Here is an 18,989-nt window from a genome sequence, read left to right as displayed (position 1 = left end):
CCATGCATTAATCGGCGATTCTAACCCAGCAGCTTATCCAGCGCCACCGCAATACCATCTTCGTTGTTATTGGCGGTCACCATCTGGGCCACAGCCTTAACCTCATCGACGGCGTTGCCCATGGCAACGCCGGTGCCGGCCCACTCAATCATGGACTTGTCGTTCTGGCCGTCGCCAAACGATACGACCTCACTGGCATCGATGCCGAGTTTGGGCAGGGCACCCTCGAGCGCACGGGCCTTGTCGATACCGGGCGCCGTGTACTCAAAGTACCAGTCGGCCGTAAACATGCCCGAAAGCGTCTGGGTAAAGGGCGCGTACATCTCCTCGTGATGCGCTTGCAGATAGGCCGGGTCGCCCGCAGTGAGCAGCTTGTCCACGGGATAAGCATCAGCGACCTCATGCAGGCTCTCCACCTCGCGGATCTTAAGGTCGCACGCATCGCGCTCGTATTTGACGATGTTTTTCTGCGAGCCATCCGGCAGCGTAATCATGCAGCGGTACGAATCCTCGACATGCAAGTCGCGACCGAGCGAGATCATGGGGATCACACCATAGTTTTGCAGATGATCAATCAGACGGTGCAGTTCGTCAGCCGGCATGGCCTGGTCAAAAAGGACCTCATCGGTCTGAGCGTCGACCACATGCGCGCCATTAAAGGCAACTAGCAGACCGTCATGGTTTTGGAGGTCGAGCTCCTGCGCCAAGGCGTGCAGCCCCCATGCGGGACGGCCCGAAGCCAAAATGAGCTTAATGCCCGACTCCTGCGCCGCAAGCAGCTTCTCGCGCGTACGCGGGCTAATCACTTTCTGGTCGTTGGTGAGCGTACCGTCGATGTCCATCGCGATGGCTTTGATTGCCATATGTGCCTCCTTGCATCGTTTTTATCGCGCACTATCTTATCCGAGCCGGGGCACGTTCGCACAGCGCGCGCATGACGGTTGCAAAACCACCCCATTTGAAACAAACGCAAAAAAGTACTTGCAAAGACGCGTTCTGACATATAAGTTGATAAAAGACCGCCGTTGCGGTTTTAAGTAGATCGAGCATATGAAGTTTGAGTTTTAGCGTGTAAGAGAAGGAAGATCGGCAAAGTACAACCCCAAACGCAATGACAACTTAATGAGGTAACTGCCACATGTGAGGCACCCAGGGCATTGCTGTCTCGATTTTGAGCACGATGCCTTCCGCCTTGCATGGGCCGTTCCATCCCGCCCCTGCAGCAACTGCCTCACGGGCTCATTGAAAACCGCATAGCACCCCAACGTCAGCACATCACCCACGGCAAGCGCATCACTCACGACAACCAGCACATCAACAAACAGCACGAACATCAACCGATTGGAGAAGCTATGACAAACCACCACGCTGAAGACGGCGATAAGAAAAGCATTCTGGATGCCCGCATTGAGCGAGCATATGCAAACGAATATGACGCCGCCTTTGCCGCCGCGACCATCAAGAACTACGCGTCGCTACCGCTCGCGACGATCTTGGCCGACCACCCTCAACTGCTGAAGCGCTGCACAAAGATCATGGGCGACCCCGACATTCGCAAGCTGACAGACCCCTATGCCCCAAAACGCGACAACGATTCGTACGTTCTTACCGTAGGCTGCCTAGCCCATATGCTTACGGCGCTCGACACGAAACTCAAGCTCGAATGGGAACCCGACGAGCGTCATGAACTCGAAAGCAAGCGGAACACCCTGCGCACCGCACTGTTCCTTCCGTTGGACGGCCTCAAGCGCTGCAACGTCGAGCTCAATACACAGGCGCGGCAAAAGCCCGGGACCACGGGGCAGAAAACTCCAAGACCCCATGTGGCCATCGTCGACCGCAACCGATATAACCGCATGACCGCGCACTTTTCCGCCGAGGGAGCAGCCATAAGGACGCTGATCGACCTGCTGTGCCTCCTGAGCATCAACGAGCTATTTGAGGGCTATCTCGCCCTTGTTCCTGCGACGGCACCCAAGTCGGTAGCAAAGATCATCGAGACCTGCAGACGCCAGTTTGAGCGCCATCGCAATGGCAGCGAGATGAACGCCAGCATCGCGCAGTACTACGCGGCTCATTACAAAAATGACGGATGTGCCCCTATCGAGCATCAGCTGCGGCTCGCCTACACCACGCCCGTCGCAACGCTCCATCGCTTTGGAGCCCTTGGCGCTTGCGAGCCGCACGGACAGGCAGCCTGCCCCACAACCGAGCTCGATCTCAGGCTCGGACGAACCCTGTAGCCCGCCAGCCCCTCCGCGGGCAACAATTCTATTCCACAACACAACCAACAGAAAGGAGTCCTCATGGACACCAATCATTCCCCCATCATCAGCCCCCTCACCATGCGTGAATCCGCCCGAGGCATCACGCTCACCAGCATTTACGATGAGATGCTCGCCCGTCGCGAGCTCTCCGTCATGGGAAACATCGAAACCCCGATGGCCCACGACCTATGCCAGCAGATCCGCCTGCTCGATGCCACCGACCCCAGCCGCCCCATCACCATATTTGTCGCCAGCGCCGGCGGAAGCGTGCGATCGGGTCTTGCGATCTATGACGCCATGCGCCTCGCATCGTGCCCCATCCGCACCGTCTGCCTGGAATTCGCCGCGTCCATGGGCGCCGTGATTTTTATGGGCGGCGACGATCGCCGTATGGCGCCCCATGCAGAGCTCATGATTCACGACCCGCTGATCCCCCAGGGGGCAGGCGGCTCGGCACTTGCGCTGCAGGAAACCAGCCGGCGTCTCATGCAGACCCGCAAGACCCTCACGCAAATCCTCTCGGACCGCAGCGGCCTCACGCCCAAGCGCATCCAGTCCCTCACTGCAAAAGACACCTACCTTTCGGCCGAGCGCGCCGTCGAGCTCGGCTTTGCCCACGAAATCCTCTCGACCACCAAGGAGGTCGCCCATGTCTAACCTCACCAGCCGCCTCGCCGCATCTGAGTCCGCATCGTCCACCATCCTCGCCAAGGATCGAACGCTTTCCTGCGACACCCGCCAGACGGGACTCAACAACAACGCACTTGTGATCGGCCCCTCGGGAGCCGGCAAGACCCGAAACGTCCTCAAGCCCAACCTGCTGCAAATGAACGCAAGCTACATCGTGCTCGACACCAAAGGCACGCTCTGTCGCGAAGTGGGACCCGTGCTGGCAGCCCACGGCTACCGCGTGCAATGTCTCAACTTCGCCGACCTCAACACCGTCCCGGCCCTTGCGCCCGGCATCGAGCGCTGCGGCTACAACCCCCTGAGGCACATTCGCCGCAAGGCGGACGGCAGGCCCAACCAGCAGGACATCCTCTCGGTAGCAAAGGCCATCTGCCCCATCGAGGACAACAACCAGCCTTTTTGGGATCATGCGGCGGCAAACCTGCTGTCGTGCCTTATCGCCTACGTCACCGAACAGCTACCCGCCGACGAGCAGACGATCAGCTCGGTCATCAAGCTGATCGAGCACCTACAGGACGGTGCCACGGGTCGATTGTTTGACGACCTGATCACGACCGACCCCCAAAGCTATGCCCTCTCGCTATGGCGACGCTACGCCATTACGCAAAATGCCGAGCGCATGCACGCGAGCATCGTCGGCATCCTTGCCGAAAAGGTCATGTGTCTGGGATTCGACGGTGCGGCACAGCTCTATCGTGAGTGCCATCAGGTGGACTTCGCTTCCATGGGACACACCCCCTGCGCCCTGTTTGTAACCGTGAGCGATATTGACCGCAATCTCGATCCGCTGACCGGCCTCTTTATTTCGCAGGCGTTTATGGGCCTCATTCGTGAGGCCGATAGGCAGCCCGGCGGCAGCCTGCCCGTGCCCGTGCGCTTTATGCTCGATGACTTCGCAAATCTGCAGATCCCCCAGATCGACAACGTGCTCTCGATTATCCGAAGCCGCAACATCTGGGCAACGCTGCTGCTGCAGTCGACCAACCAGCTCGATGCGCTCTATGGCGAGGCACGCGCACGCTCCATCATGGGCAACTGCGACACGCATCTGGTGCTGGCGTTCCAGGATCCCGAGAGTGCCCGGGTGTTTTCCGACCGCGCCGACGCGCTGCCCAGCACGCTCATGGCGACGCCGATTGATCGCTCGTGGCTCTTTGTACGCGGTCGCATTCCCGAACAGGTCGAGCGCTTTAGGCTCGAAGACCATCCGCTCTACGGGGAGCTGCCCGAGGCGCAGCGAGGCCATGCGGAGACCGAGATCTAGGCGCAGGGTTCTCGCAGCGCGCGGCGCCCCGGTGATGTTCCACAAAGGCCGTGCGCCCCGGGACCACGGCAAAGCAAAGGGGCCCGCATCCGATAGGATACGGGCCCCTGACTATAAGACGCGATGCGTTAACAGCAGCGACTACTTGCGGTGAGCGCGGTAGAACTCGATGAGCGCCTGGGTCGAAGCGTCCTGCTCGGCCTTGGCGGCGTCATCGTGGAAGGCAGGGGTGATCTGCTTGGCAAGCTGCTTACCCAGCTCAACGCCCCACTGGTCATAGGAGTCGATGCCCCAGACCGTGCCCTCGACAAACGTGATGTGCTCGTACAGGGCGATGAGCTCGCCGAGCGCGAACGGGGTCAGCGTGTCACCGAAGATCGAGGTCGTCGGACGGTTGCCCTCAAAGCAGCGGGCCGGGACGATCTGCTCGGGCGTGCCCTCGGCGCGCACCTCATCGGCCGTCTTACCAAAGGCGAGCGCCTTGGTCTGGGCCAGGAAGTTGCCCAGGAACAGCTCGTGGACATCCTGGCCGCTGTCGGTCGCAGGGTTTGCGGTATTGGCGAAGGCGATGAAATCGGCCGGGACCACCACGGTGCCCTGGTGCAGCAGCTGGTAGAAGGCGTGCTGACCGTTGGTGCCGGGCTCGCCCCAGAAGATCTCACCGGTGTCGGAGGTCACGGCGCTGCCGTCCCAGCGGACATGCTTGCCGTTGGACTCCATGGTGAGCTGCTGCAGGTAGGCCGGGAAACGATGCAGGTACTGGCAGTACGGCAGCACGGCGTGGCTCTTGGAACCGAAGAAGTTGACGTACCAGACGTTGAGCAGGCCCATCAGCGCGACGGCGTTGTTCTCGAGCGGGGTATTGCAGAAGTACTCGTCGATGGCGTGGAAGCCCTCGAGGAACTGCTGGAAGCGCTCGGGGCCGAGCACGACGATCAGCGACAGGCCCACGGCGGAGTCAACGGAATAGCGGCCGCCGACCCAGTTCCAGAAACCGAAGGCGTTGGCGGGGTCGATACCGAAGGCCTCAACCTTCTCGAGTGCGGTGGAGACGGCGACGAAGTGCTTTGCCACGGCCTCGGCGTTCTGCTCATCGGAGCCATCGATAGCGCCCTGAGCCTTGAGCTGCTCGAGCATCCAGGTCTTGACCTCGCGAGCGTTGGTGAGAGTCTCGAGCGTGGTGAAGGTCTTGGAGACGATGATCACGAGCGTGGTCTCGGGATCCAGACCCTTAAGCTTCTCGGCCTGGTCGTTGGGGTCGATGTTGGAGATGTAGCGGCAGTCTATACCGGCGTCGGCATAGGGACGCAGAGCCTCGTAGGCCATGACCGGGCCCAGATCGGAGCCACCGATGCCGATGGACACCAGGTGCTCGATCTTCTTGCCGGTAACGCCCTTCCACTCACCGGAGCGCACGCGCTCGGCGAAGGCATACATGCGATCGAGGAGCTCGTGCACGTCGGCGACGACATCCTGACCGTCGACGATGAGCTGGCCCTTCTCGCTTGCCGGACGGCGAAGCGCAGTGTGCAGAACAGCGCGGTCCTCGGTGGTGTTGATGTGCTCGCCGGAGAACATGGCGTCACGGCGCTCCTCGAGCTTCACCTCGCGGGCAAGATCGCACAGCAGCTTGACGGTCTCATCAGTCACCAGGTTCTTCGACAGATCGAAGTGCAGGTCACCGGCGTCAAAGCTCAGCTTGTTCACGCGGTCGGCGTCAGCAGCGAACCAGGCCTTGAGGTCGATACCTTCGGCCTCGAGCTTCTCCTGATGAGCTTCGAGCGCCTTCCAAGCGGCAGTCGACGTAGCATCGATAGGTGCGGCAACAGTTGCCATAGAGTCCTCCTCAGCATACGGGCGCACGCCTCCATGCGCCCGGACATTCAGATGCCACTATTCTAGCGCAGGTCAAGACCATAATCAGCGAGCGTTGCCAATCCGCCCCTAAACGGCAACCGACCAAAAAGGGACAGGTTTATTTTGGCAGGTCAAACGCTTTACCTACAAAAATAACCCATCCTTTTATGGCAGATATTAGGCCGCGGCGCACACACTGCCGAGCAGCTCGCGCAGAGGAGACCCGATACCCTCCAGCAATTCGGGCGCAATGATGGCAAAAACGGGCACCTCGCCGGCTCCCACGACAGCAGGTACCTTGCCCTCCGAGACAATGCATCCATAAGGCACAAAGCCGTCTTCGCCGGCATCGAGCGCCGCCATGCGCCGCGCGAGCTCGCGCGCAAAGCCCGCCGTATCGGCATCGCCAATCGCCAGGACAAAGTCCACGCCTTCGTCGGTCGCCAGGGCCACGGCTTCGTCGATCAGCTCGTCTCCCCCATCGCAAGCCGAGCCGCAGCGGAAAAGCACGCGCTCAAGCAGAGCTCGATCAACCGAGCCGAGTGCCGCCGAGACAAGCTCATCACGCGTGTGCTTGTCGCCTCCCAGCACGACCAGCGCCTTAGTGCCGCCGTAGTGAGCGACCAATCGTCCACACCAGCGAGCCACGTCCCCATCCGCAACAAGGCGTGTCGGCATACCAAACCCATAATTGACCATCTTTCCCACAACCCTTCCGTGCGTATAGGCGGTATCAATCGTTAGGCTCATGCTAAGAAGCGAGGTTTTCCGAGCTGTTTCACGCTCTTTAGGGCTGCGTTAAAACCCGATCCAACCGCACGACCGCACCTGTCCCTTTTTGGCAGGTTTTGACGATGTTCGGACGAGCGGGTATTATCGAACAAGTATTCGATAAGAACATGTGTTTGATGGAGGGACACGGATGGCGCACGAGCAGCACACCTATATCTGCATCGACCTCAAGACGTTTTATGCCAGCGTCGAGTGCGTCGACCGTGGGCTCGATCCGCTCACCACCAACCTAGTCGTTGCCGACGAATCGCGCGGACGCACGACCATCTGCCTCGCCATCACGCAGGCCATGAAGGACTTAGGTATTCACAACCGCTGCCGCCTATTCGAGATTCCCGACGGCATCGACTACATCAAGGCCGTACCGCGCATGCAGCACTACATGGAGGTGTCGGCGCAGATCTACGGTATCTACCTGGAATACGTCAGTCCGCAAGACGTTCACGTCTACTCAATTGACGAGTGCTTTATCGACGTGACACCCTATCTGGACCTCTATCACACCGATGCGGAAGGCTTCGCCTGCATGTTGCGCGACGAGGTCCTGGCGCGCACCGGCATCACGGCGACGGTCGGCATCGGCCCCAACCTATTCCAGGCCAAAGTTGCACTCGATATCACCGCCAAGCACGTACCCAGCCGCATCGGCATACTCGACGATGAGACCTTTCGCAAGGAAATCTGGCCCCATCGTCCCATCACCGATATCTGGGGCATCGGCCCCGGCGTGGCAGCACGACTCGAAAAATACGGCGTCTACGATCTGATGGGCGTCGCGGCGCTCGACGAAAACCTGCTTTACGACGAGCTCGGCGTCAATGCCGAGTATCTCATCGACCACGCCTTCGGACGCGAGCCGACAACCATCGCCGATATCCAAGCCTATCGCCCGCAAGCAACTTCGACCACCACAGGACAGGTGCTCTCGAAGGGCTATGCCTACGAGCAGGCCTACACCGTCTTGCGCGAGATGGTCGACAACGCCGTGTTGGACTTGATCGATAAGCACGTGGTCTGCGACAGCATCTCGCTCTTTGTGGGCTACGCGAGCGAGCGCGCCGACATACGCAGGCTTGATGCCAGCGGTACTGCACAATATGTGGACGGATGCGGACACCTGCGCTCGAGTACGTCGAGCATCGAACCCACCGCAACCGCCGGCCCCGAGCTCGCGCCCCGTGCTCCCAAGCCCGTCCAGCGCGATGACGAACGGCGCCGCCTGGTGCGCGAAGCGCAGGCAATCGATGGCATCTTTGTGGGAGAGCATGGTGGCAAACCGCGTGGTGGCTATGCCGCGCTCTTTGCGCACTCCAACGCCTCGCGCAAGCTGCCCGAGCGTACCAATTCGTTTAAGAAGATCATGGGCTATTTCGATGAGCTCTGGGCGCAGACTGTCGATCCCAAACGACCGGTCAAGCGCATCAACCTGGGCTTTAGCAATCTTGTGCCCGAGAAATTTGCCACCATCGATCTGTTCAGCGATATCGAGGCCGATGAGCGCGAGCGCGACCTGGCGCGCGCCGTTCTGGCCGTGAAAGGCAAGTACGGCAAGAACGCGCTCGTCAAGGGATTAAGCTTTACCGCCGGCGCCACCGCGCGCGAGCGCAACGATCAAGTTGGAGGACACCGTGCCTAAACCCAAACAACAGCCCATGCGCCCGCCGACCGCCTTCGAGCGCCTGGCGGACCCCGAGGGCAGACGCCGCGCAGCCGACCCCAACCTCACTGCCAACGGTGCCGTGCGCGCCAACCGCGCCGCACAGTTTATGCCCTTTGCCGCCCTCACGGGATACTACGAACTCGTGCGCAAGCAGGAAATCACCGTCGAGCAAAAACGTGAGCTCACGGAAGAAAAAGCCCTCGAGCTTTCGCAAAAGCTCGAGGGCCTCAAACGCGGCGACTTGGTGCGCGTCACCTATTACGATACGTACGGCTATCGTAGCCGCACGGGCATTCTCGACGAAGCGTTACCCGCATTCAAGCTGCTCAAACTCAGGGATATCGCCATCAACTTCGACGATATCCAGGACATTGAGCTACGCGGACGAGCCTAGCGACGAGAACGCTTGCGCAAGACGAGAGCAATGCCAAGCACTGCGGCAGCTGCAACCAGCAATCCCAAGACCAGCGTGAGGGTCGAGTCGCCAGCGCGAGGCAGCGAGCCGTCCTTCGGAGTCTTCTTAGCGGTCGTCGTGACGGTGGTCGTGGTGCTGCTCGACTGGTCGTTGCCACCCGTCTGGCTGCCGCCAGGCTGATCGCCGCCACCCGGCTGCGAAGGATCGGTGGGTTCCGTCGGATCCGGAGTACCGGGATCAACCGGATTCTCCGAATTCTCCTTGCGCTGGATCCAGACCTGGCAACCATAGAACGGGTTGGCGGTACCAAGGCACAGACCCTGGTTGGTCACCGCAAAGGTGCGCAGACCATGGTTATACGGATCGTTAAAGCCATTGGTCGTCAGCGTCGTAAAGTTCACGCCGTCCTCGGTCACATACATATCAAAGCCGCGCTCGGCATCGCGCAGGTAACACATGCACGTAAGGACACTCTGCAACTTCTTGAGGTTCTCCTCGCTCAGCAGCTTATCGAGCGCATCCTGAATATCGCTCGGCAGCTCGGTGCCATAGGCATCCTCGTACTGCTGCTTAAGGCTCTCATAGCTATCGAGCATGTCCTGATACTGGTCGGCAAAGGACTTGAAGTACGCGATCTCGCCATCGATCTTCTGGACATAAGCGGCGTCGTCCTCAAAGTCCTGGGACATCGTCGCGGCCTGATCGCAAAGACCGCCCGCGGCATCCTCCAGCGCATCGCTCAGATCGCCAAAGCCCTTAGCAACCTCGGTCTTCTCGTCATCGACATCGACGGCCTTGTTTGAATCATCAACCTCAGCAGCTTCGTTCGAATCATCGACCTCGACGGCCTCGTTTGAATCATCGTCCGCAAGCGTGTTCACGGGAACGATGGGGTCGTCAGGCGATTTCTTGTCGAGCAGGTGATTGAGCAGGTCCCTAAGGCGCTGAACCTGAGAGTCCCACTCCTCGGGCGTCATATCGATAATGTCGCCATTGGAGAACTGGCCGATCGGCTCAAGCAGGCTCGCGGTATCAAAGGTACCGATATACAGCTTGCCGTCGAACTTCTGCATGCGCCAAATGTACTGGTTCTCGTTTCGGCCAAAGCCCGAAGTCAGGCCGGAAATACCGCCCTCGGGGAACATGTCGGTGCGATCGCCAACGACGAGCTCCATGTTCTCGTCCTTGTCCATGCGATAGATGTTAACCGACTGCTCAAGATTGGCATTCACAAACGAGCAGTCAACGCCACCCATGCTGCTCTTGCCGCCCTCTTCGGTGTTGGATTTGTTGAACAGGATGCGCTCGAGGGCAATCTCCTCGTCGTTGTATTCACCGATATAGAGGTAGTCGTTGTAGACGATGAGGTTGGCAGCGCCAGAACGGGTACGGGCAGGATCGATGCCAAAGCAGTACTTTGCACCGTCCGTCTTCTGATCGCCGACAATGGGAGTCCACGAATAGCTGCCGTCGGCATTCTTGTCGCCACGGACCATGGCAAACGACTGCATGGAATTATCATCGGGAGCGTTCTCGGGCGTACCGGTGCAGATGGTCGCATAGAGATGGCCATTGTACGAGACCATATCCCAAATGGCGCCGCCGTAGATGCTGTCCTGATAGCGAATCGCCGGATAGCCAAACAGCGTCTCCGAGTTGGCAATCTCGGTGAAGCTGTCCTGGCCCTTCGAGGGGTCAGACGACGTCAGGATTGTCGACACAAAATTACCGTTCGCGTCTTTACCCACATTACTGATGACGAGCTGGCCATCATGGACGCACATGCCGCGGATACCGGTAGAAATGCCCTGCTTGTAGGCAGCACCGTAATCCTGCATGCTCGAAAGGCCCTGATAGACATCTTTGTACTCATCCGTCTTAGGATCGATCTCGTATACAGCAGGCAGGCCGCCTTTGCCGTCATTGGTCCTGACGCTGCCGCAGAAATAGAGCTTACCCTTATAGCTCACGGCATTGCGGAACAAAGGAGCGACGCCGTTGAGCGATTCAGAGAGTAGCAGCTTGGTCTCACCGGTCTTGGTATTGATCTTGACCAAGATGCCGCCGCTGTCCTTGTCGGCCGTGCCGTCCTCCTTCTGCTGTCCATAGAAGAAGGTACCGTTAAACATGGCCTCCAGCGTCAGGCGCATGGTTTCGACATCAAAGGAATCGCCCAGCGTGCTGTTCATGAGCGTCAGCGTGTTGCCCATCGCCGCATAGCAGGTGCCCACATAAAGCCAGTCACCATAGCTCGCAGCCGCCCAAGTGTAGCTCTGGCCGCGATCGCCTTCGTTGTTGGCCGTATTACCATCGGCGCCCGGGACGGCAACGGCACCGTTACCCTGGTAGTCGACGATGCCATCCGGCTGCGACGTTCCTACCGTAGGATGCGAGAGCTTCTCAAAGGAATACCCATTTCCCGCATTGTAGGTAACGGCACCCGATGCGTCTTCGGCGTGCGCCGGCAGCGGCGATACCAAGATAGCGGCAAGCGCTGCCACCAAGCCAAGTGTTCCCACTCGTCTCATAAGGTTATAGCCTCCCCTGTCCTAAAGCCCAGTTTTAGCATTCTTCATTTCTGTCCACGGTTAATTGCAATCTGAGCACAGCAATAATCAGTGTATAAATATACACCTGTAATTTTTTGGACGGGTTCATAGATGCTCGATTGGTAGCGAATTCCGCGCAAACCGTCACCAAACTCCACTTTTGCCGCATCTAAAGGTTATTTTTGCGCAAATTTTTGGATGCCGATAGTCACAATGGGCAGGAGGCTGGTACCCACCGGAGAGGGCAACGCCTACATTTTCATAACGTAATAGCCCGCACCCCTCACTGCCGTCTCGAGTGTGTCGCGATCAACCGGGCGCTTCGAGCGCACGCGTGCCGTGTGGTCCGCGTACGTTACCGTAGCCCACACGCCATCAAGCGCATTGAGGGCATTCGTCACATTCCGGGCGCAGCCGTCGCAACTCATGCCGCCGATAAGGAGTTCCTCACGATAGGGGTAGTGGGACTCGTCGGTGTCTGCCACCACAACCTTTTTGGCCTTCTTGCCGCTCGCACCATCGCTGCAGCAACTCTTCCCGTGTGTCGAAGCGGCAATGCGACGCAGTCCAAAAAACATGCCGACGGCAATGACGGTCAGCACGATGAGATTCGCAGGGTTGAGCAAGTCACTCATGCGTTCCCCTTTCAAGTAGCCCTATCTGGATACCCCCATGGGGTGTCTCCATCTTAACCCAAAATCATGTCCGTTCGGTCAATTAGTTTCCCTCTTCAAACTTTTTTGTTGACCATGGCTTACTTTCGTGTATAAGTTTTCCTAGGCTAACAAGTAAGGGCTCGAAAGGGGCAACGTGACTCGAACCATTGACATCCCAACATACCAAACGGCCGTCGTGCGCAACTGCTCCCCTACGCTCGCAGGTATCAAGCCGGCTTCGCTCTTCACCTATCCCGGCGTTTACGCCAACCAAAACGGAATACCCGGCGCCGCCCATATCGAAGAGCGACGCTCTCGCCTGCTTGCCGTCATAGCCCAATGCAACCGCAAGCTCCAGCCACTCGGGATCCATATGAGCATTTTGGTCTGGCGCCCCTGCGGAGCGCTCATCTATGTGTACCGCCCTGCGGACCTCATGCGATACCTCTCCGACCCCCGCGCCACGACGGCGCTTGCCGCCGAAGGCTACGATGTCCATAACCTGCCCGCATCCCTGGTGCATCTCGCCGCGCGCATCACGCTGGCAAGCAGCAATGCCGCAGAAAGTGCCTATGACGGCAGTGTCTGCGCACTCGCGCGAAATAGGCACTGCGATACGGGGTGCATGTGCGAGTTCCCCCACGAAATTGGCTATTTTTTGGGCTATCCCTACGAAGATGTCCATCAGTTTATCGTCCAGCGCGGCGAGAACTATAAGGTCTTTGGGGCCTGGAAGGTCTACGCAAATGTCGAGCAGGCACTTGCGACGTTTGATGCCTACCGCGCCTGCACCCAATACTTCACCTTTGTCTATCAGCAGGGCTACAGCTTGGCGCAACTTGCCCAGGCAACCCGATAGAACGTACAAACCGCGGCCGCACGCCGCACAACCGAAAGGACTCAATATGAGCAAGATCGCCGTCGTCTACTGGAGCGGCACGGGCAACACCGAGGCCATGGCAAACCTCGTTGCCGAAGGTGCAACCGATGCCGGCGCCGAGGCAGAGGTCATCTCCTGCGCCGACTTCTCCGCAGACAAGGCCGCTGGCTATGACGCTATCGCCTTCGGCTGCCCCGCCATGGGTTCCGAGGAGCTTGAATATGATGAGTTCCAGCCCATGTGGGATGAGGTCAAGGAGACCCTCGGCGACAAGAAGGTCGTCCTCTTTGGCTCTTATTCGTGGGCCGAGGGCGAATGGATGGACAACTGGAAGGCGGACGCCGACGAGGAGGGCGTCAACGTCGTCGATTCCGTCATCTGCTACGACGCCCCCGATGATGAGAGCGAAGCGGCCTGCCGCGCCCTTGGAGCCGAGCTCGCCTAGCGGCAATGAGCTCCGCCCGCAACGCGCATTGCAACAAAACACATTCGCGTCCCAACAAAAACGGGAGCCGGATCACATCCGGCTCCCGTTTTCTGCTATGTCAGTCATATAAAGCGGCTACGAGATATTGCCCAAGAACGCCTTGGTGCGCTCGCTCTTGGGGTGGTCGAAGACCTCGCTCGGCGTACCCTCTTCCACAATGACGCCGCCGTCCATAAAGACGACGCGGTCGGCGACATCGCGGGCAAAGCCCATCTCGTGCGTCACGACGATCATGGTCATACCGTCGTGCGCCAGGTCGCGCATGACGCCCAGAACGTCGCGCACGAGCTCAGGGTCGAGCGCCGAGGTGGCCTCGTCAAAGAGCATCACGTGCGGGTTCATCGACAGGGCGCGGGCGATGGCCACGCGCTGCTGCTGGCCGCCCGAGAGCTGGCTCGGCATAAAGTCGATGCGCTCGGCCAGGCCGACCTTGGTCAGCTCCTCGACGGCGATCTTCTCGGCCTCTTCCTTGCTGCGCTTGAGCACCTTTTGCTGCGCAAGCATGACGTTCTTTTTGACCGACAGGTGCGGGAACAGGTTGAACTGCTGAAACACCATGCCCAGGTGCGTGCGCACTTTGTTGAGGTCGACGCCCTTGGCACACACATCCACGCCCTCGACGACAATCGAGCCGCTCGTGGGATGCTCCAGGCGATTGATGCAGCGAAGCATCGTCGACTTGCCCGAGCCTGAGGGGCCCAAGACCACAACGACCTCACCCTTGTGCACATCCAGATCGATATCGCGCAGGACCACATTGTCCCCAAAGGCCTTCTGGAGGTTCTTGATGCTGACGACGACCTCGTTCGAGTTATTGGTTTCGCTCATGATAGGACCTCCTTACAGACCGGCGATGTGATCGGCGGGCGTCGCGACAACCTGTCCGGCGCTCTTGGCGGGACGCTTCTTCTTGGTCTCGGCCGTGCCCAAAAGCCTCGCCTCAAGACCGCTCACCAAGCGAGCGAGCGGCAGGGTGATGACCAGATAGAACAGGGCGGCAACCACGTACGGTGTAATGGAGCCCGTCGTGGCCACGATGGTACGGGCGTTCATGACGATCTCGACCACACCCACGGCGGCAAGCAGCGACGTATCCTTGTAAAGCAAGATAAACTCGCTGGTCAGCGTAGGCAAAACATTACGGAACGTCTGCGGAATCATGACATAGAGCAGCGTCTGGAACGCGTTCATGCCCAGCGAACGCGCAGCCTCGTTTTGGCCCTTGGGGATCGATTGAATACCGGCACGGAAGATCTCGCATAGGTACGCAGACGAGTTCATGGCCATGACGATAACGCCAAGCACGTAGTCATCAACCTTGACGCCGGCCAACGGCAGACCGAAGAACGCGATATAGATCTGCAGGAACGCCGGCGTACCGCGGATGATATTCACATAGATGCCGGCGAGGCAGCGCAGGATGCGCGACTTGGAGATGCGCATGAGCGACAAGGCAAAGCCAAAGGGAATTGCCAGCGGAAACGCCACAAGCACGATCGAGAGCGACATAAGGAAGCCCTTAAAGACGATCGGCAGGCTTTGGACCAAAATGACCGGGTTTAAGAACAGGCGCAGGAACATATTGGAGTTCCAGGCCTCGACCCACGGCTGCTCCTTAAGATCGGCCAAGAAGTTATCGAATGCCGTCACGCCCTTGATCTCCACCGACGGAATCTTGGAGATCTTCTTGGTCGAGCCATCGGCCAAAGTGCAGGTGCCGCTAAAGGCCTCATCGCCGCCCTCGACGGGGAAGGTCACGCCGTAAACCTCGACACGAAAAAAGCCGCCGGCAGGCGCCGTCTCGCCAAAGTCAATCTTGAGCGTCTGGCCGTCAGCCTTGCACGTGGGCTTCATGGGCGTACGATCCATGAGGTCCTCGCCCGAGAGCATCGTCAATCGCGTGTCATCGGTACCAAACGTCGTGCCGTCGACAAACGTCAGCGAAAGACCGCTCAGCTCCTCATCGGCATCGGCCTGGACCTCCCAGGTAATGCGCGTCTCGGTGCCACCGACCACGTCGCTGCCCGAACCGGTATTGGGACGCGCGGTGATCTTTGCGGTCTCGAGCGCCTGAGCGGTCGAAGGCGCGGCTGTCCCCGCGCACAGCAAAGCGAGCGCCACAGTCAGGGCGCAGGCTAGTTTTTGGAGCATCGAGGGCAGCGGGAAGCGCCGACCCATGGCCCCTTCGTTCAATCGAGACAAGGTGGCTCCTATCGTAGAAGTTGCCGGCAAAACGAGACGGAAATGCTCTCCGTCAAGAGAAGCGCAAAGGCCCTCTCCGCCAAAACGGAAAGGGCCTTTGCGCAATCAAGCATCTATTTACTTGATGCTGTACTTAGCCATGAGGGCGTCGACGGTACCGTCGTCGGTCAGGTCCTTGATGGCCTGGTTGATGTCGTCCTTGAGCTTGGTGTTGCCCTGGTTGATGGCGATGGCGTACTCCTCGCCGGTGCTGATCTGCTTAATGGTCTGGCAGGTGTTGAACTGCTCGGCGGTCAGCTGGCTGGCAACGGAGCGGTTGGTGACTACGGCGTCACCCTTATCGGACTGCAGGGCGCTGAAGCACTCGGTAGCGTCCTTGTAGGGGACGATCTTGGCCTTGGGGAAGTTCTCCTGGGCAAAGGACTCGGCGGTCGAGCCAGACTGAACGATGATGGTAGCGTCGGCGTTGTTGAGCTTCTCGCTGTAGTTGTCGGCCGTGATGTCGGTGTTATCGACCTTGGTCACGATAGCCTGATCGTCCATGTAGTAGGAATCGGAGAAAGTGACTTCCTTCTCACGCTCGGGCGTGTCGGTGATAGCCGCGATGGAGACGTCGTACTTGGCGCCCGAAGCGACACCCGGAACCAGCGTGTCAAAGTCATTGTTGACGTACTCGACATCCAGGCCCAGCTTGTCACCGATAGCCTTGATGAGCTCAAGGTCAAAGCCCTGGTAGTCGCCGTTGTCATCCTTGTACTCAAACGGCGCGTACTCGGCAGAGGTGCCGACGGTCAGCGTGCCGTCCTTGACGAGCGCGTACTCCTTGGAGCCGTCGACCTTCTCGACCTTAGCGTCGTCAGAGCTGCTGGAACCGGCATCAGAACCAGAGGTGGCGTTGGACGAACCGCAGCCCGTCAGAGCAAGGGCGAGCGCCATAGCACCCGTGGCGGCAAATGCGCCAAGCTTCTTCAGCTTCATAATCAGTCTCCTTCCGGTGACCTCGTTTGATTCAGAGGTCTGCAAAAACTGTTGGCTATTATGCACCCGGAATTACGAATCTGCAATGAGAAAACTGATTGAAACAAACCCATAACGTGAATGGAATACTCTACTTTGTGACAGTCATTACTGCTGCAATGACCTTAATTGTCTAATTTCAGCTGCATAACCTGCAAGTTCGTTCGGAGTCTCCAAAATAAACGGCAGCGAACGCAAGTGGCCATTCGATACAATATTCTGCATAACCTGCATACCTCCACCAAATTCCTCACTGCCAAGGTATCCCTTGCCGATGCACTCGTGACGATCTTTATGGGCGCCACAAGGGTTCTTCGAATCGTTGATGTGTACGGCATGCAAGCGATCGATACCCACCACGCGGTCGAACTCGTCGAGTACGCCGTCCAGATCATGGATGATGTCGTAGCCGGCATCGCTCACATGGCAGGTGTCCAAACAAACGCCCAGCTTATCGGACAGCTCTGGGCACTTGGCGGCAACGCCCTCGATAATGCACGCCAGTTCCTCAAAGCTGCGGCCCACCTCGGTGCCCTTGCCGGCCATGGTCTCGAGCAGCACCGTCGTCTGCTGGCCCTCAAACATCACCTGACACAGGGTGTCGACAATCATCTGAATGCCGGCGTCGGAGCCCTGCCCCACATGCGCACCGGGATGGAAGTTGTAGTAGTTGCCGGGCAGCGCCTCCATGCGCCGCAGGTCCTCTGCCATAGCCTCCAAGGCGAACTCGCGCGCCCGCTCTTTGGCAGAACAGGGGTTGTAGGTATACGGGGCATGCGCCACCAGCGGTCCAAAGTCGTTTTGCGACATAAGCTCGCGCAGAGCCGCCACGTCATCCATGTCAAGTTCTTTTGCCTTGCCACCGCGCGGGTTGCGCGTAAAGAACGCAAAGGTATTGGCGCCAATGGACAACGCCGTCTCCCCCATTGCCCGATAGCCCTTCGTCGTCGAAAGATGACACCCAATCGTCAGCATCTCCAGCTCCCCCTCATCAGTTGCGGTGAAATAGTTCCTGTTTGGCCCCTATTCTGCCGCAAACAGGAACTATTCCACCGCAACTTATAAAAGGGGCATCAGGGATGCGGGCCGCCAAGCACTACGGCTACGGGCGCCAGCGTCATAATCCCCTATGCGTCAGCGCCAAGTCCTAGAGGGCTAGACGGATTGCATCGATAATGCGCGCGCAGCGCTGTGTGGCGGCAAGGGGCATGACGGGACTCTCGAGTTTCCCCGCCCGGATGAGCTGGGTCGCATGCTGGATTTCGCCGTAGAAATCATCAACCTCAAACGGGGCATTTATTTCGAGCATTCGCCCGTCGGAATACTTCACATGGGCGAGCTCGGGGCGATGGAGGCGCTCGATTTCCAACGAGCCCCGCTCACAGGCAATCGTTAAGCGGCTTTCATACGCTGCCTTGCCGTCGCACACCATATGAATGGGTATGCCGCCGACGCTCATATGAATCTCATCGGCCCAATCCACGCGGCCGCCCGATACGTCACGCCAGCGAACTTCACGAGACGAAACATCGCACGCACCCGCAAGCAAATCCTCAAACCACCCGACCGCATAGCAGCCCATGTCATATAGACAACCACCCTGCAACGGATCGAGCAGATAACTCGAAGGGGGCTCACCATAATCAAGTTTTTGCACGCTTTCGATCGAAACGATACGGCCGAGCTCGCCCGACGCAAGCAAGCCCTTCACGCGAGTATGCATCGGACAAAACCGATTTTTCATCGCCTCCATAAATGGCACGCCGCACTCACGGGAAACCGAGGCGATCACATAGGCCTCTTCTTCATTCAAAACGGCCGGCTTTTCGCACAGCACGGCCTTTCCGGCGCGCAGCGCGCGACAGGCCCAACGCGCATGCATGCCATGCGGAAGAGCCAAGTAGATTACGTCGACATCGGGGTCGGCAATCAACGCATCATAAGCCGCATCGCCGTTATCGTCAGCTGTGGCATAACTGTGCGCGGCATCAATCGAAAACGCCCTGCAAAACTCCTCAACATGCGAAGGAGTACGACCGGCGGCAGCCACAAGCCGTGCCCCGTCCACCTCCTTGAGCGACGATGCAAATCGATGCGAAATGCGCCCAGCGCCCAAAACGCCCCAACGAACCTCACGCAAATCATCACATGAATCCCGATGGCCCACGACAGCCCCCTTCAGTTGCGGTGGAATAGTTCCTGTTTTGCCCCTATTCTGCCGCAAACAGGAACTATTCCACCGCAAGTTATAAA

General features: G+C 58.8%; 17 protein-coding genes. 7 read left to right on the top strand and 10 right to left on the bottom strand.

The genetic code is table 11. From position 1 onward, the window contains the following. Positions 1–20: 20 nt before the first annotated feature. The gene (locus ACESUZ_RS06160; protein WP_373199067.1) at positions 21–863 is read right to left on the bottom strand and encodes a Cof-type HAD-IIB family hydrolase; all 843 of its coding nucleotides are present in this window, start codon (positions 861–863) and stop codon (positions 21–23) included. A 333-nt stretch (positions 864–1,196) separates the two neighbouring features. Here ACESUZ_RS06160 and ACESUZ_RS06155 point away from each other — a divergent pair, with 333 nt between their 5' ends. The 3 genes from ACESUZ_RS06155 to ACESUZ_RS06145 all read left to right on the top strand — a co-directional run bounded on the left by ACESUZ_RS06155 (position 1,197) and on the right by ACESUZ_RS06145 (position 4,221). Further along, positions 1,197–2,243: a hypothetical protein gene (locus ACESUZ_RS06155; protein ID WP_373199065.1), complete on the top strand. Its 1,047-nt coding sequence runs from the start codon at positions 1,197–1,199 to the stop codon at positions 2,241–2,243. A gap of 63 nt (positions 2,244–2,306) precedes the next feature. Next, entirely contained in the window at positions 2,307–2,924 is a 618-nt protein-coding gene (locus tag ACESUZ_RS06150; protein ID WP_022094432.1) for an ATP-dependent Clp protease proteolytic subunit, read from the top strand. Continuing rightward, positions 2,917–4,221 carry a VirD4-like conjugal transfer protein, CD1115 family gene (locus tag ACESUZ_RS06145; RefSeq protein ID WP_373199063.1) on the top strand — a complete coding sequence of 435 codons (1,305 nt, stop codon included), beginning with the start codon at positions 2,917–2,919 and terminating at the stop codon, positions 4,219–4,221. Before ACESUZ_RS06150 ends, ACESUZ_RS06145 begins: the two co-directional genes overlap by 8 nt. 141 nt (positions 4,222–4,362) lie before the next feature. Here the strand turns inward: ACESUZ_RS06145 and pgi are convergent, their stop codons facing one another. Beyond that, positions 4,363–6,057, bottom strand: coding sequence for a glucose-6-phosphate isomerase (gene pgi, locus ACESUZ_RS06140; RefSeq protein WP_373199062.1), 1,695 nt, complete (start codon positions 6,055–6,057; stop codon positions 4,363–4,365). A gap of 198 nt (positions 6,058–6,255) precedes the next feature. Continuing rightward, positions 6,256–6,828 (bottom strand): dehydroquinate synthase/iron-containing alcohol dehydrogenase family protein, encoded by a 573-nt coding sequence (locus ACESUZ_RS06135; protein WP_373199060.1) that lies wholly within the window; start codon positions 6,826–6,828, stop codon positions 6,256–6,258. A 172-nt stretch (positions 6,829–7,000) separates the two neighbouring features. On the opposite strand from ACESUZ_RS06135, the gene ACESUZ_RS06130 reads away from it, so the two are divergent. Together ACESUZ_RS06130 and ACESUZ_RS06125 are read left to right on the top strand one after the other, a co-directional pair. Continuing rightward, positions 7,001–8,506, top strand: coding sequence for a Y-family DNA polymerase (locus ACESUZ_RS06130; protein WP_373199058.1), 1,506 nt, complete (start codon positions 7,001–7,003; stop codon positions 8,504–8,506). Then, on the top strand, positions 8,499–8,924 hold the full coding sequence (locus ACESUZ_RS06125; RefSeq protein WP_227790077.1) for a hypothetical protein: 426 nt from the start codon (positions 8,499–8,501) through the stop codon (positions 8,922–8,924). The genes ACESUZ_RS06130 and ACESUZ_RS06125 overlap by 8 nt, the downstream gene beginning before the upstream one ends. On the opposite strand, the gene ACESUZ_RS06120 is transcribed toward ACESUZ_RS06125, so the two are convergent. Both ACESUZ_RS06120 and ACESUZ_RS06115 read right to left on the bottom strand, forming a co-directional pair. Continuing rightward, positions 8,921–11,473: a hypothetical protein gene (locus tag ACESUZ_RS06120; RefSeq protein WP_373199055.1), complete on the bottom strand. Its 2,553-nt coding sequence runs from the start codon at positions 11,471–11,473 to the stop codon at positions 8,921–8,923. The two genes, ACESUZ_RS06125 and ACESUZ_RS06120, sit on opposite strands and share 4 nt — an antisense overlap. Positions 11,474–11,745: 272 nt before the next feature. Then, the gene (locus ACESUZ_RS06115; RefSeq protein ID WP_006234377.1) at positions 11,746–12,129 is read right to left on the bottom strand and encodes a heavy-metal-associated domain-containing protein; all 384 of its coding nucleotides are present in this window, start codon (positions 12,127–12,129) and stop codon (positions 11,746–11,748) included. A gap of 175 nt (positions 12,130–12,304) precedes the next feature. On the opposite strand from ACESUZ_RS06115, the gene ACESUZ_RS06110 reads away from it, so the two are divergent. After that, entirely contained in the window at positions 12,305–13,009 is a 705-nt protein-coding gene (locus tag ACESUZ_RS06110) for a DUF3793 family protein (RefSeq protein WP_373199053.1), read from the top strand. Between the two features lie 46 nt (positions 13,010–13,055). Further along, entirely contained in the window at positions 13,056–13,475 is a 420-nt protein-coding gene (locus tag ACESUZ_RS06105; RefSeq protein WP_006234379.1) for a flavodoxin, read from the top strand. 117 nt (positions 13,476–13,592) lie between these two features. Here ACESUZ_RS06105 and ACESUZ_RS06100 read toward each other — a convergent pair whose 3' ends face one another. The 5 genes from ACESUZ_RS06100 to ACESUZ_RS06080 all read right to left on the bottom strand — a co-directional run bounded on the left by ACESUZ_RS06100 (position 13,593) and on the right by ACESUZ_RS06080 (position 18,981). Continuing rightward, a complete protein-coding gene (locus ACESUZ_RS06100) occupies positions 13,593–14,345 on the bottom strand; it encodes an amino acid ABC transporter ATP-binding protein (RefSeq protein WP_006234381.1) in 753 nt (250 codons plus the stop codon). Positions 14,346–14,357: 12 nt separating this feature from the next. Then, complete coding sequence (locus ACESUZ_RS06095) at positions 14,358–15,719, bottom strand: amino acid ABC transporter permease (protein WP_373199051.1); 1,362 nt, start codon at positions 15,717–15,719, stop codon at positions 14,358–14,360. Positions 15,720–15,836: 117 nt separating this feature from the next. Continuing rightward, entirely contained in the window at positions 15,837–16,697 is an 861-nt protein-coding gene (locus ACESUZ_RS06090) for an ABC transporter substrate-binding protein (protein ID WP_271747241.1), read from the bottom strand. A gap of 147 nt (positions 16,698–16,844) precedes the next feature. After that, positions 16,845–17,711 (bottom strand): deoxyribonuclease IV, encoded by an 867-nt coding sequence (locus tag ACESUZ_RS06085; RefSeq protein ID WP_373199049.1) that lies wholly within the window; start codon positions 17,709–17,711, stop codon positions 16,845–16,847. Between the two features lie 172 nt (positions 17,712–17,883). After that, positions 17,884–18,981 (bottom strand): Gfo/Idh/MocA family protein, encoded by a 1,098-nt coding sequence (locus ACESUZ_RS06080; protein ID WP_373199047.1) that lies wholly within the window; start codon positions 18,979–18,981, stop codon positions 17,884–17,886. Positions 18,982–18,989: the final 8 nt, after the last annotated feature.

Source organism: Collinsella aerofaciens ATCC 25986, assembly GCF_964239575.1.
Lineage (GTDB): Bacteria > Actinomycetota > Coriobacteriia > Coriobacteriales > Coriobacteriaceae > Collinsella > Collinsella aerofaciens_BQ.
Note: the sequence above shows the minus strand (reverse complement) of the source record. Positions and strands in the feature narration are given on the sequence as shown.